Raw genomic sequence first — 12,621 nt, 5'->3', positions numbered from 1 at the left:
GCATGGAAAACAGAGAAGATAGACATCTGACAACTCAATTCGTTGCTGCAATAGTAGCAGAGGAAAATCTGCGCCATGCAGAACAGCTTGCAAGGGAACTCAGTAAACAAGACCGAGCTTTTTTTGCAGCGGTCGGGGAGATTGATAAAGTTCGTGATTTTGTGGGTACTCCCGAAAAAATTCTGGGAAACACAAGCACAAAACACGGTGAAATAGCTGAGCAAGTGGAAGTTGGTATTCGCAATGCAAAATCTCTTTTGAACTCCTCTGAAACTCGCGCTACTTTTGATGGAGTGGGTAGAACAGCACCGGAAGATTATTTAATTGATGGTATTAAAGTACAGTCTAAATTTGTGAATGGCGTTGGCAATAATTTAGACCACGTTCTCGACCACATGAAGAAATACGAAAACTTTGGCAGAGATGGGTCATATTACCATATCCCTAAAAACCAATATGAAATTATTGATAAAATATTGAAAGGGGAACAAGTCGAGGGAATAACCAGCCGTACTGCTCAAAAAATACAAGAAAAAGCTCAAGAAATAGAGCAGATGTCTGGTCGTCCTTTCAGTCAGACTGTTCAAGCTGGATCGTCTAACTATGAAGATGTGCAAATAGGCAAAGTTGACGATACGCTAGACCGCAAAGAGCATGAATTAAAGCAAGAACACAAACAAATTAAGGATGGGATACGCTACGAGGCTCAACCTACTCTGACTGATTTTGGTAACGTTGCTTTTAAAGGCGCGGTTATTGGTGGTAGTATTCGATTTGCTACTAAGCTTTACGCTAAGTATAAGCAAGGTAAAAACGTTTTTAAGGGTGAGTTAACCCCCGAAGACTGGCAAGAAATTGGAATTGATACCGCAAAAGGAGCTGCACTTAGTGGTATATCGGCAACAGTTATTTATGGGTTAACCAATTTTACCCAAATGTCTGCACCTTTAGCTGGTGCTTTTGTTAGTGCCGGCTTGGAAGTTGCTAGTTTAGTGGGTAGTTTGAACCGAGGGGAAATTACTGCCGATCAATTCGTTGAATTAAGTTTATTTGCTTGTGCTGATTCAGCCATTGTTGCTGCTGGAGCTACTATCGGACAAGCTTTGATTCCGATTCCTGTTGTTGGCGCTGTCATTGGTGCGATCGCGGGTCGAATCGTGACTGGTTTTTGCAAGCAGTTATTGGGACAAGATACTCATCTTGCTCGACAAGTGGAACAATATTATCAACAGTCCCTGGCTAAAATTGACCGAGCTTACAAGGTAGCCGTTGCTAATCTTCTTGCTACCTATGAACGACTAGGTAATTTAGCAGAAGCAGCTTTTGATCCTAACTTAAACCTCGAAGTGAGATTACAAGCTAGTATCGAATTAGCTGAAGCTTATGGCGTTTCTGATTCCAAGATTATTCACAATGTAGATGAGCTTGACTCTTTTATGCTGAGTTGAGCGAATAAAATATTAGGAAATCATCGGGAATTTTTAACGCAGATTTAGTATAAGGTGCGCCGCAGCGCACCCTACAGAATTATATAGCAATCATCAATTCTGCAACTTCAGCAAGGGTTCAATCTGCTGCCTTTGGAACTGCAATTCATCCGCCAAAGGCTGGTAAATTTCCCGATCGCCCGATTCATTGCAATAATCCCACAAACCATTGTAACAGTGCCTGTCGTCGTCCCAACCCGGGTGGTTAACAATCGGATACAAGCAGATTCCCTCTATCGGAACTCCTGCTTTCATCGCAGCCACTACCTCAGTGCACACATAATTAAACCAGACAGGTCTAAAATCGTCTTCAGTGCCTGTTTCTGCTATGAATAAGGGGCGGCCGTAGCGCTCAAACACTTCTTGCAGCATTTCACGAAACGGGCGGTACAGCGGATCGGTGTATTTCATGGGCTCTTCATTGTGAACCCACTGATTGCGATCGTAATAATTCACCCCAATAATATCGAGATATTTTTCCTTGCCGCCGAGTTCCGGGCGAAAACGTCCAGCCAACATATCCCAAGCTTGATATTGAGATAAGCGATAACCTTCCGCCGCATCCCGATCCTCCGGTTTGTTAGGGTCAGCAATAATGTTAATTACGGGGTCGATTTGAACAATGCGAGTGCGGGGATTGACTTCCCAAACTGATTCTATCGCTGCGATCGAAGCTTTGATTAACTGGATTTTTAGCTCGTCTCCCCGCCCTTTCGCAAACGGATTGATGTAGGCGACATCGCCGCCGCCCCATGCAATAAATGAAATTTCATTGACAGGTGTTACAAAAGGTGTTTGGTCTGTTTCTTCAGTTAGCACTTCCATAAAAGCGCGCACCATGCTTGCAAACCTGGACACAAATTCGGGGCTGAAAATATCAATATCGTCTGGCCAGCCGTAGTGAAACAAATCCCAAATTACCTGCATTTTCATGTCGCGGGCGGCCCGGATGATTGGGAGGGAACTGGAAAAATCGTATTTTCCGGGCGACTGTTCAATTAAGTGCCAGCGGAGGCCTTCGCGGACTGTGTAAATGCCTTGCTGCTGCAAGCGTTGGTAGTCGGCTGCTGCAAATTTATCGTGACCGGTGGCGGCTGTTACGTCGAGACGCTTTCCCGATCGCAATTTGTGGGTAGAACATTCAAAGCCACCCATGAAAAAACTTTGAAACATCTATCGAATGAGTAATGGGGCATTGAGCATGGGGCATAGGGCATAGGGGATAGGGCATGGGGCATTGGGGATTAGGAATTTAGAAATTGGTAATTGTTAGCAATTAACTAATAACTAATAACTAATAACTAATAACTAATAACCGATGCCCCATGCCCCATGCCCCATTCCCCATTCCCGATTAGCACTGAGTAATAGCTTGCGGCTGTGAACTTTCTTCGGGAATATCCCAGCCGAGAGTTGCCGCGGCGATCACCTCTAGGGGAAACTTGGGAGTGCGATCGCCATACAGCAAACCGTTAGCTTCTTGGTAAGTATCGGTTAACTGCGTGTAACAAAATCCGCTAAACATTTCCACTCGGTTTACCACCTTCAACAGCGCGCTGTAGCGCCTTTGCAGTTCCAGCGTGTCCGACGCGCGCACGTAGCCCCAAACCCTGTAAAAATCAGGGTTTTCGCGCCCGGCGCAAGCTATGCCGCCGAATTCGGTCAGCATCATCGGCTGTCCTTGGTGCGGGTGGCCGTCGAGGGTGAGGACTCGCCCGCCGGGACGCCCGCGATCGAACAAATCGGCTAGCTGGACTTCGGGCCCGTAGCGTTTGGCTAGGGTTTGCGGGTTGTTGTCGTAGTCGTGAATCGCCAGGATGTCGGTATCGATGCTTTCCCAGCCGTCGTTACCGATGACGGGGCGAGTCGGATCGAGGGTTTTTGTCAAGAAATACAGCGCTTGCACGTAGTTGCGGTGGGCTGCGGCTTCGACTAAATTCGGAACTCCCCAAGATTCGTTGAACGGCACCCAGACTACGATACAGGGGTGGCTGGCGTCGCGGTCGATGACTTCCGTCCACTCCCGCGTCAGCCGTTGCACGGCTTTGGGAGTGAAGCGGTAGGCGCTGGGCATTTCTTCCCAAACTAGGAGCCCCAGCACGTCAGCCCAGTACAAAAATCGGGGGTCTTCGATTTTTTGGTGCTTGCGGACGCCGTTGAAACCCATTGCTTTGACTAATTCGACATCCTGCCGCAAAGCTTCGTCTGAAGGGGCAGTCATCATGGTGTCTGGCCAGTAACCTTGGTCGAGCACCAGTCGCAAATAGTAGGGGCGGCCGTTTAGCATGAAGCGATCGCGCTGGATGCTGACCGTCCGCATGGCGGTATAAGATTTAACCTCGTCGAGTAGTTTGCCGTCCGCCCACAACTGCACTTGAGCGTTAATTAGCGTCGGTTTTTCGGGACTCCACAGCAATTCGTTGCGGTAGTCGTCGATACCAGGGTCTGAGAGGGCGATGCGGCGGTGGATTTCGCCGTTGATGACTTCGTAGGTGTCGTTGACCAGCAGCATACAGCCGATCGACAGTTTAACTTTAATTTGGATTCCCGACTGGCGATCGCCCGCGACAAACGCTTCAAAACCGATTTCCCAGCGTTCAAACTGGGGAGTCCAGCGGATGCGCTCGATATAAGTGTGAGGCACCAATTCTACCCAGACTGTCTGCCAAATGCCCGTCGTGCGCGGATACCAAATACTGTGGGGCTCTATTTGCCAGTCTTGCTTGCCCCGCGGTTGCTCCAAATCTTGGGGGTCGTCGTGGGCCCAGACTGTCACCCGCTGCATCCCGTTGAGGTTCACAATTGCTGTAATGTCTGCGGTGAAAGGAGTGTGTCCGCCTTCGTGTTCGATGACAAACTGACCGTTCACCCAGACGCGGGCGCGGTAGTCTACGGCCCCAAAGTGGAGGAGAACTCTGCCTTCTGTGTGGGGTATGTCAAATTCGCGTTCGTACCAGCAGTTGGGGTGAAAATTCGTGTCGCCGATCCCGCTTTTTGCCGATTCTGGAGCAAACGGCACTTCTATAGTGTGAGTCCACTCAGAAATATCGATCGGCTGCACGCAGTGGCCCGCGTCATCGTAAGCAAATCTCCACTGACCGTTGAGACAAATCCAGTTGCTTCGGCGCAGTTGGGGGCGCGGATAACCTGTTTTCCGTCCTTGAACTGTCACCTTACTATCAAGAGTTGCAGACTCTTCTATTTCGCAATTTTCTAGTTCTCTACCTAACCAACTCATCGGCACATCTACCCAAAGTTATATATATAGGTTAGCGACAATTACCCCCACTTTGACAAGTTTTTTGCTGATTAATTTGCAAAAGTTTTGCACCTTAAAACAGCCTCATCTGAAGGCTCTCTTGTGCTGAAGTCATTAGTCAGAAGAAAGAAGAATAAACCAGGAAGATTTTTCTCTATCCCCCACTCTCCCCCTCTCTCACTCTCCCCCTCTCCCCCTCTCCCTCTAGCTAGCAAGACTTTGCAAACCTCCTAACGGTTCAGTTAGCTCACTTTTGAGAGAAAATTCTTCGGCGAACGGCAAACAATGAAATATTTGCTGTAGTCCCGTGAGTTCAAATAGAATTCTAACTTGTTCGCTCATGGCAGAGATCAAAAGTATACATTTGCTGTCTCTAACTAATTTCACGATCGCCACTACAGCCATTAACTCTGAATTTTTCAGGAAATTTATTTGTGAGAAATCCAGCATAAGAATTTTGCCACCGCTTTCAATGAGGCGCTGTATTTCTTTCTGAAACTGAGCAAATTGAGAATTTTCCAAAACCTCATGAGACAAAACAATTTTCACTAGAACGTTCATTTTTACCTCAATGCTTGTTTGAATTATTAAATAACTTTTGAGGAAAACCGAGTAAGGTGCTCTGTGGGCACCTTACCTTTTTACCCGTAATTCACAGATTCCAGCTACTTGCTAGCAGATTTGCCGTTGCCGTTGACAGCAGCGACTTCTAGAGAAGCTGGGGCTGGACTCTCGACCACTCCATTCGAGGAGCTTACATGAGAGGTCGAACCGTTAACATTTTCTACCAATTCAATCACCGGTTTGGTAGTAATTTGTTTGTAAGTTGTCAGAGCTTGAGCGACCACTTGATCCATGTTGTAATACCTGTAAGTCGCCAGCCTTCCCACGAAAGAAACTCCCGGAGTTGCATCAGCCAAAGCTTTATATTTCTTGTAAAGTTCGGCATTTTCTGGACGCGGAACCGGGTAGTAAGGGTCTCCCTCAGCTTGGGGATATTCGTAGACAATGCTAGTTTTTAGATGCTCTTGTCCGGTGAGGTATTTAAACTCGGTGCAGCGAGTATATAAATGCTCGTTGGGGTAATTTACCACCGGTGCTTCTTGGTGTACGGCTACGTTCAGTGTTTCGTGCTTGAATTCCAAGGAACGGTAAGGAAGTTTGCCGTAGCAATAATTGAAATAGGAATCGACAGGCCCGGTGTAAATCATTTCTCCGTAAGGGATAAAACCCTCAATCTCCCGGTAGTCGGTATTCAGCATCACCTTGATGTTTGGGTGAGAAAGCATCTTTTCAAACATCCGAGTGTAGCCGTGCAGCGGCATTGCTTGATAGGTATCGGTGAAATAGCGATCGTCCCGGTTAATGCGAGTGGGTACGCGCGCAATCACTGAGTTGTCGAGTTCCGACGGGTCCATTCCCCACTGTTTGCGGGTGTAGTTGCGGAAGAATTTTTCGTAAAGTTCGCGACCGACTTTGCTGACAACGACATCTTCGGAAGTGCGAATGTAATCCTTTGGTTCTGCTACTTTCGCGAAGAAATCTTCTACTTCAAATGAGGTGAGATTCAGTCCGTAAAGTTTGTTTACGGTGTTGAGATTGATCGGAATGGGCAGCAGTTGACCGTCTACGCTGGCGAGGACGCGGTGTTCGTAGGGCCGCCACTCGGTGAAGCGCGAAAGATACTCGAAAACAGGGCGTGAATTGGTGTGAAAAATGTGGGGGCCGTATTTGTGTACGAGGATGCCGTGGTTGTCGTAGTGATCGTATGCGTTGCCGCCGATGTGGTTGCGGGTATCAATTATCAGGACTGTTTTTCCGGCTTCATTTGCTAGTCTTTCGGCAATGACGCTACCTGCAAATCCTGCTCCGACGATTAAATAGTCAAACATTGAAACACCTCTGATTGTGGGTAAGGGTAAGGAATAATTCGTAATTGGACATACAGCGAGGATTGTTGAGTGTTAATTTTTGAATCCGTAAAGTGTAACTCTTTAACTTCAACCTCAACATTCCTAACTTAAAACTTTCATCCTGCCTTGGGCTTTCTGCCGTTTTTCGTCGATCGCACTTTCGATCAACCCCAGCATTTCGCCCCAGGTATTGTCCCAAGAATTGTCTGCTAAAAAGGCGTCTACTTCACTCAGCCATTTGCTGCGAACGTCCGAACTTTCGCTAAGGATTTCTTGAGCACAAGCAACGAATTCTGAAGAATTGCTAGCAATCCGAACCAAGCCGTTTTCTCCGTAGGGCCGCACCACGTCGCGGATAGGAGTAGAAATCACAGGTTTGCCGGCAGCGAGGTATTCTGGAGTTTTCGTAGGACTAATAAACTTAGTCGATTCGTTAATCGCAAAAGGCAGCATGGCGATATCCCATCCGCCAAGATACGCTGGCAGTTCTTGATAAGATTTGCCGCCGAGATAGTGGATATTTGGGTGAGTTGGCAGAGTTGCCGGATCGATTTTCGCCACGGGGCCAATGATGACTAAATGCCAGTCCGGCCTTGCTTGGGCAATTCCCCTCAGCAGTTCGATATCCATGCGTTCGTCTATGACGCCATAAAATCCCAAACGCGGGTGAGGAATGTCTTTTTGATCCGACGGTTCTTGTGAAAGATTCCTGGCTGTCGCAAAGTGTTCTTTTTCGATGCTGCTGGGGAAAGCGTGAATGTTTGGGTGCTGGTGCTGTTTGGCTTCGTAAAGGTTGTGTCCCCCGGTAAATACTACGCTGGCGCGCTTTAATAATTGGTTTTCATTTGCTTTTAAATCCGGGTGCGCGCCTTTGAATGCTGACAGTTCATCCATGCAGTCGTAGACTACAGCTAGCGGCTTTAAGTGGTTTGTGAAACTGACAGCCATTGGTGTGTAATACCAGAGGATGTACTGGCTAATTTCTGCAGATCGAAACAAATCATCTAGCATGGCTTGCTGAGCAGTTTGTGCTGTTGCTTCGCTGATTCCTTCGCTCAGGTGCGGTACTATTACCCAGACTCCGCTTTCGTGGATGCTGACATCGAGCCACCAATCTGTAGCCTCGCTCAAAATTGGTTCTTCTACAAAGAAGACGCGACGACTTTTAGCACAGCGACTCAAGAGATGTTGCGGACGCTGATATACAAAATTCCACCGCAAATGAGACAGGCAAACTAAATCGGGTGCCTCTAAAGCATCAGTTGTTGATAAGTTGGCGCGCAATGCGGGCGGGGGAGCGAATTGAGAGGGCGATTTGGCTGGATCTATAGAGGTAAATCGGATCTCCCATGCTCGACTTTTATTGCTATACTTATTGTTTACTGAGTTTTCTGGGGGCGACATATTAGCCTCTGGAATTTGTCCATGAAAATTTGTCAGTTAAAATTGGTCAATAGGATATATTTCTCAGCATTGTCTTACTGAAAGTCGCAAGCATAAATCTGAGAACTTTTATTGACGAGCAAGCGCCGCATTCAGGGAGCCAAACAAAGAAACTGTTTAGCTGCGGAAAAACACGCTTATCTGCTTTTTTCAGAATTGAAACTTAGAGATAAGTTAATATTGTTAGACTTGCTATTGTTGTTAAATGTAACCCAGTTTTCCGGCCTTTACTTCTATCTGAAGGATGACTTTTATCTCAGGAGACACCTAGCTTGTATGCGGGGTTCCAATGCCGTTAAAATGCCGATCGACCTTGTAAAATGACTTTTAACTGGCAGGTACGGGGTGAAAAAAGAGCGAGTTTTATTGCTTTATTTGGAGATGAGACAAAATTTGCCATCAAGTTTATGTTGCTTTTTGATGTGACAAACCTTGCTTTTTCTTTAACTCATCCGATCGCTAATTAGGAAAATTTGTATCCTAATATACAGATAATGAGCAGACATTTCTGACTTCCGATAGATTAACAATTGACAGTTTATAGAGTGGGGTTAAACTCACCGGAGAGTACCTGTCTCAACAATAACAGAGAATCCAGGCAACCGCAATGATAAACCTAAGATTTTGCGCGACTGTGTGGCAAGATACCAAGGTGATAACATTTGTGCTGTGGGCGTCAGTTTAACCTCGCGCCCACAGCACAAATGTCAATCATCCCTCTTGCGTGCGCGTTCGCCGATATCTGCAATCAAACGCCAAATATCCACGTAAACCCGCGACTAGAAAATAGCAGCAACTTTACAGTCGGCGGCTGTCAATTTTGGCTATTCCTCCTCCAAAGGCAAAATCTTGCACCATCGAACTCTTTAAGAAATCGTGAGGGAATCCCAATTCAATTGCACTTACTTTGTCTAACTGCTGCATTTGTTCGGGGGTTAATTTAAACTCCAAACAAGCCAGATTTTCCTGAAGTTGCGAGAGTTTGCGCGAACCCACAATCGGAATAACTTCGACTGGCTGTTGGATCAGCCAATTTAGGGCTACTTGAGAAGCAGGTTTGCCAATTTCGGCTGCTATGAAGCTAACTTCGTCAGCAATTTTGAGGTCTCGTTCGTTAATTTTTCCAGATTCAGGTGAATTAAGCCGTTTAGCTTCGCTGGCTGTTTCTGAAGTGTTGTATTTTCCTGTCAGCAAACCGGCTGCTAGGGGACTCCAAGCTGTGACGCCAATATCAAAGGCTTTTGCCATAGGGATCAAGTCCCGTTCAGGAGTTCGCTCTTTTAAAGAATACTCGATTTGCAAGCCGATAAATGGTGTCCAACCGCGCAGATTGGCGATCGTATTTGCTTGAGAAATAATCCAAGCCGGCGTATCGGAAATGCCGATATAAAGAATTTTGCCGGCGCGCACCAAATCGTCAAAAGCGCGCATCACTTCTTCGACGGGTGTTGTAAAATCCCAAGCGTGCAGCCACAGCAAATCTATGTATTCAACTTGCAGCCGCTTCAAACTGGCCTCTACTGCTTGTACCATATTTTTGCGGTGGTTGCCGAAACCATTGATTTCGCCATTCTTCATGTTGAGGCTATACTTAGTGGCAACTACCCATTTTTCGCGATCGGCTGCGATGAACTCACCGACATATTTTTCGCTAGTACCGTTGGTGTAGAGATTCGCGGTATCAATGAAATTGCCGCCCGCTTTTGCAAAGGCGTCGAACATTTTACGGCTTTCGTCGTAGGAGCTCCCCCAACCCCAGTCTTCCCCAAAAGTCATGGTTCCGAGGCAGATTTCGGAAACGCGAAGTCCGCTGTGACCTAGTAGTTTGTATCTCATGTCACCCTTCCGCTAGTTAATGGTTGTTAACAGTTTAGATCGGGATTTCCCAAACTGTTGCCATCAGTCGGGGTGGCGGGCTTTTGTAATCTGTTAGCGCTGCGCTGAAGGTTGAGTGTTTTGCCAAGTCAATCAAAATTTCGTAGCAGGGGCGATGCTGTCTCGCCCCTGCGTTTACGTTTAAACAGCGCGCAGGGGCGATCGTCTTACTAATGTATTTAGGATTACATTTCTCTCTCTTAAAATACAGTAAAGTCAAAAAACTTTTATCTACCTTTAGATAGGTATTTTAGAAAAGGAGTTAAATAAAAAATGCTATCTTAAATAATCACAAAACCAGACAGAACTAGAGAAAAAATTAATGTAGCTAAATTAACTTTTTAGCGTTATAGTGATTTATAGATTACAAAAACTAGGTGACTCACTTGGCTGATATCGTTGATACCGCCGTTTCGGCAGGCTCTTTTACAACCCTAGTTGCTGCCGTCCAAGCCGCTGGTTTAGTAGATACTCTCAAAGGCGCTGGCCCCTTCACAGTTTTCGCTCCTACAGACGAAGCTTTTGCTAAGCTTCCCGCAGGTACTGTAGAAGCACTGCTTAATGACATTCCTAAGCTCACAAAAATCTTGACTTATCATGTGGTTTCTGGCAAAGTTATGGCCGCTGATGTGGTCAAGCTGACATCTGCCAAAACAGTTGAAGGTTCAGAAGTGAAAATTGATGCTTCCAATGGTGTCAAAATCAATGATTCTACCGTTACAACAGCCGATGTTGCTGCTGATAATGGCGTCATCCACATTATTGATTCAGTCTTGCTTCCTGCGTAAGCACAGATTTAGATAGCGCAATACTATCTTGAGGGCGGTGGCTGTTGTTAGCCACCGCCCTGTTTTAATTGATAGTTGAGATTTAAATATTTTACGCAGGTCGGTAATTAAAACTATTTATTATAGAGTAGCGGGAATTAGCCGATCACACTTAGCTTGAGTCTGTCCCAAATTTGTCGCTGCTGGAGTTAGTGGCAAAAACTGCGACAGGTACTCTGGACAAAATTTTATCAAAAAAATAAAAAAGTGCGATCGACCGCGTTAGCAATTGCCGATAATTAGCGGCCCACTTATTTTGCACTCTCGGGCTGATTCCCGGTTGATGCGTAGATACCATGCCACCAAACCCAACATTTCTCCGAGAAACTGGGTTTACCAGGCCTTGTCCTAATTAAGATACAATAAGAGCCACAAAGAAAGTGCGATCGACATTATTTGACATTCAAGCTATGCAATCTACAACTCAGTCCGAGACAGAACCGGCGATGGACGCTCCCAAACACGGATTGCCCGTTACAATCATTACAGGATTTCTCGGCAGCGGCAAAACAACCCTGCTCAACCACATCCTGACCAATCAGCAGGGCTTGAAAACAGCAGTTTTGGTAAATGAATTTGGCGAAATCGGCATCGACAACGAACTGATTGTCACCACCGACGACAACATGGTTGAGCTGAACAACGGCTGCATCTGCTGCACAATTAATGAAGATTTAGTTAATGCAGTTTACAAAGTTTTAGAACGTCAAGAAAATCTCGATTATCTGGTAGTCGAAACAACCGGACTCGCCGACCCGCTGCCAGTAGCGATGACTTTTTTAGGCACAGAACTGCGCGACCTGACTCGTCTCGATTCGATAGTTACATTAGTAGACGCAGCCAACTACAGCTTAGATTTGTTCAACTCTCAAGCAGCTTACAGTCAAATAGCTTACGGCGATATAATTATCCTCAACAAAACAGATTTGGTTGAGGAAGCAGATTTAGATTTGTTGGAAGTTAAGATTCGCGATGTCAAAGAAGGTGCTCGAATTCTGCGAACAGTAAAATCGCAAGTGCCCCTACCGCTAGTCCTCAGCGTCGGATTGTTTGAATCGGACAAATATTTCCAATCTGAAAAAACTGCTAGCAGTCACGACCACGACCATCACGACCATCACGACCATCACGACCATCACGACCATCACGACCACAGCCATCACGACCATCACGACCATCATGACCACAGCCATCACGACCACTCCGACCATTTAGAAAATGACGGATTTACCTCAATTTCTTTCCAAAGCGACAAGCCGTTTTCTCTGAGAAAATTTCAATATTTCTTAGACCAACAACTGCCAACAAATGTGTTTCGCGCGAAAGGGATTATGTGGTTTGAAGAAAGTCCCAAACGGCATATTTTTCACTTGAGCGGTAAGCGATTTTCGATGGATGACGACGAGTGGAAAGGCGATCGCAAAAACCAGCTTGTTCTCATTGGTCAGGGTTTGGATACCGAGACTTTGCGATCGCAACTCGAAAACTGTCTTTGTATGCCTTCAACCAATCGCGGCAAAGGTTTTGGGAAAAACTAAAGGTTACTGGTTCCCCGGCTAGAGCCTGGGAACCGATGTAAGCGAGGCTCTGCCTCTCTGGTACTTAGGAAGATAGGAGGCAGAGCCTCTGGATCTGCGTTACCAGGCTAGAGCCTGGTAACGATTAATTACCTATTACCAATTACCGATTTCCCATGCGAGTCATCAGAAAGGTGGGTGGAAACCCCGTCGTTTTAGGACGGCTTTATATTAAACTATAGTTTGGTCAATGACCCACCCGCGACGATGGATTCAGACAGCCTAACGAGCGAAGTCCAG

General features: G+C 46.2%; 9 protein-coding genes. 3 read left to right on the top strand and 6 right to left on the bottom strand.

Annotation, left to right across the window (positions count from 1 at the left end):
- The first annotated feature begins 2 nt into the window (after positions 1 to 2).
- Positions 3 to 1,448: a hypothetical protein gene (locus tag QUB10_RS27315; RefSeq protein ID WP_333206327.1), complete on the top strand. Its 1,446-nt coding sequence runs from the start codon at positions 3 to 5 to the stop codon at positions 1,446 to 1,448.
- A gap of 93 nt (positions 1,449 to 1,541) precedes the next feature.
- Here QUB10_RS27315 and QUB10_RS27310 read toward each other — a convergent pair whose 3' ends face one another.
- From QUB10_RS27310 to QUB10_RS27285, 6 genes are all read right to left on the bottom strand, one after another.
- A complete protein-coding gene (locus tag QUB10_RS27310) occupies positions 1,542 to 2,660 on the bottom strand; it encodes a beta-glucosidase (protein WP_333206326.1) in 1,119 nt (372 codons plus the stop codon).
- 181 nt (positions 2,661 to 2,841) lie between these two features.
- Positions 2,842 to 4,725 carry a sugar-binding domain-containing protein gene (locus QUB10_RS27305; RefSeq protein WP_333206324.1) on the bottom strand — a complete coding sequence of 628 codons (1,884 nt, stop codon included), beginning with the start codon at positions 4,723 to 4,725 and terminating at the stop codon, positions 2,842 to 2,844.
- Positions 4,726 to 4,950: 225 nt separating this feature from the next.
- Positions 4,951 to 5,307 (bottom strand): STAS domain-containing protein, encoded by a 357-nt coding sequence (locus QUB10_RS27300; protein WP_333206323.1) that lies wholly within the window; start codon positions 5,305 to 5,307, stop codon positions 4,951 to 4,953.
- 104 nt (positions 5,308 to 5,411) lie between these two features.
- Positions 5,412 to 6,638 carry a UDP-galactopyranose mutase gene (gene glf, locus QUB10_RS27295; RefSeq protein ID WP_333206321.1) on the bottom strand — a complete coding sequence of 409 codons (1,227 nt, stop codon included), beginning with the start codon at positions 6,636 to 6,638 and terminating at the stop codon, positions 5,412 to 5,414.
- Positions 6,639 to 6,761: 123 nt separating this feature from the next.
- Positions 6,762 to 8,063 carry a glycosyltransferase family 1 protein gene (locus QUB10_RS27290; protein ID WP_333206320.1) on the bottom strand — a complete coding sequence of 434 codons (1,302 nt, stop codon included), beginning with the start codon at positions 8,061 to 8,063 and terminating at the stop codon, positions 6,762 to 6,764.
- Between the two features lie 837 nt (positions 8,064 to 8,900).
- The gene (locus QUB10_RS27285) at positions 8,901 to 9,938 is read right to left on the bottom strand and encodes an aldo/keto reductase (RefSeq protein WP_333206318.1); all 1,038 of its coding nucleotides are present in this window, start codon (positions 9,936 to 9,938) and stop codon (positions 8,901 to 8,903) included.
- A gap of 425 nt (positions 9,939 to 10,363) precedes the next feature.
- Here QUB10_RS27285 and QUB10_RS27280 point away from each other — a divergent pair, with 425 nt between their 5' ends.
- Positions 10,364 to 10,765, top strand: a complete 402-nt coding sequence (locus tag QUB10_RS27280; protein ID WP_333157038.1) for a fasciclin domain-containing protein — start codon at positions 10,364 to 10,366, stop codon at positions 10,763 to 10,765.
- A gap of 449 nt (positions 10,766 to 11,214) precedes the next feature.
- Complete coding sequence (locus tag QUB10_RS27275) at positions 11,215 to 12,342, top strand: GTP-binding protein (protein ID WP_333206316.1); 1,128 nt, start codon at positions 11,215 to 11,217, stop codon at positions 12,340 to 12,342.
- Positions 12,343 to 12,621: the final 279 nt, after the last annotated feature.

It is taken from the genome of Microcoleus sp. B5-D4, from assembly GCF_036705145.1.
Lineage (GTDB): Bacteria > Cyanobacteriota > Cyanobacteriia > Cyanobacteriales > Microcoleaceae > Microcoleus.
Note: the sequence above shows the minus strand (reverse complement) of the source record. Positions and strands in the feature narration are given on the sequence as shown.

Bases quoted from the DNA above. Each gene is read 5' to 3' on its own strand.
- glf (WP_333206321.1), bottom strand. From the start codon at position 6,638: ATGTTTGACTATTTAATCGTCGGAGCAGGATTTGCAGGTAGCGTCATT.
- QUB10_RS27275 (WP_333206316.1), top strand. From the start codon at position 11,215: ATGCAATCTACAACTCAGTCCGAGACAGAACCGGCGATGGACGCTCCC.
- QUB10_RS27300 (WP_333206323.1), bottom strand. From the start codon at position 5,307: ATGAACGTTCTAGTGAAAATTGTTTTGTCTCATGAGGTTTTGGAAAAT.
- QUB10_RS27305 (WP_333206324.1), bottom strand. From the start codon at position 4,725: ATGAGTTGGTTAGGTAGAGAACTAGAAAATTGCGAAATAGAAGAGTCT.
- QUB10_RS27310 (WP_333206326.1), bottom strand. From the start codon at position 2,660: ATGTTTCAAAGTTTTTTCATGGGTGGCTTTGAATGTTCTACCCACAAA.
- QUB10_RS27285 (WP_333206318.1), bottom strand. From the start codon at position 9,938: ATGAGATACAAACTACTAGGTCACAGCGGACTTCGCGTTTCCGAAATC.
- QUB10_RS27315 (WP_333206327.1), top strand. From the start codon at position 3: ATGGAAAACAGAGAAGATAGACATCTGACAACTCAATTCGTTGCTGCA.
- QUB10_RS27290 (WP_333206320.1), bottom strand. From the start codon at position 8,063: ATGTCGCCCCCAGAAAACTCAGTAAACAATAAGTATAGCAATAAAAGT.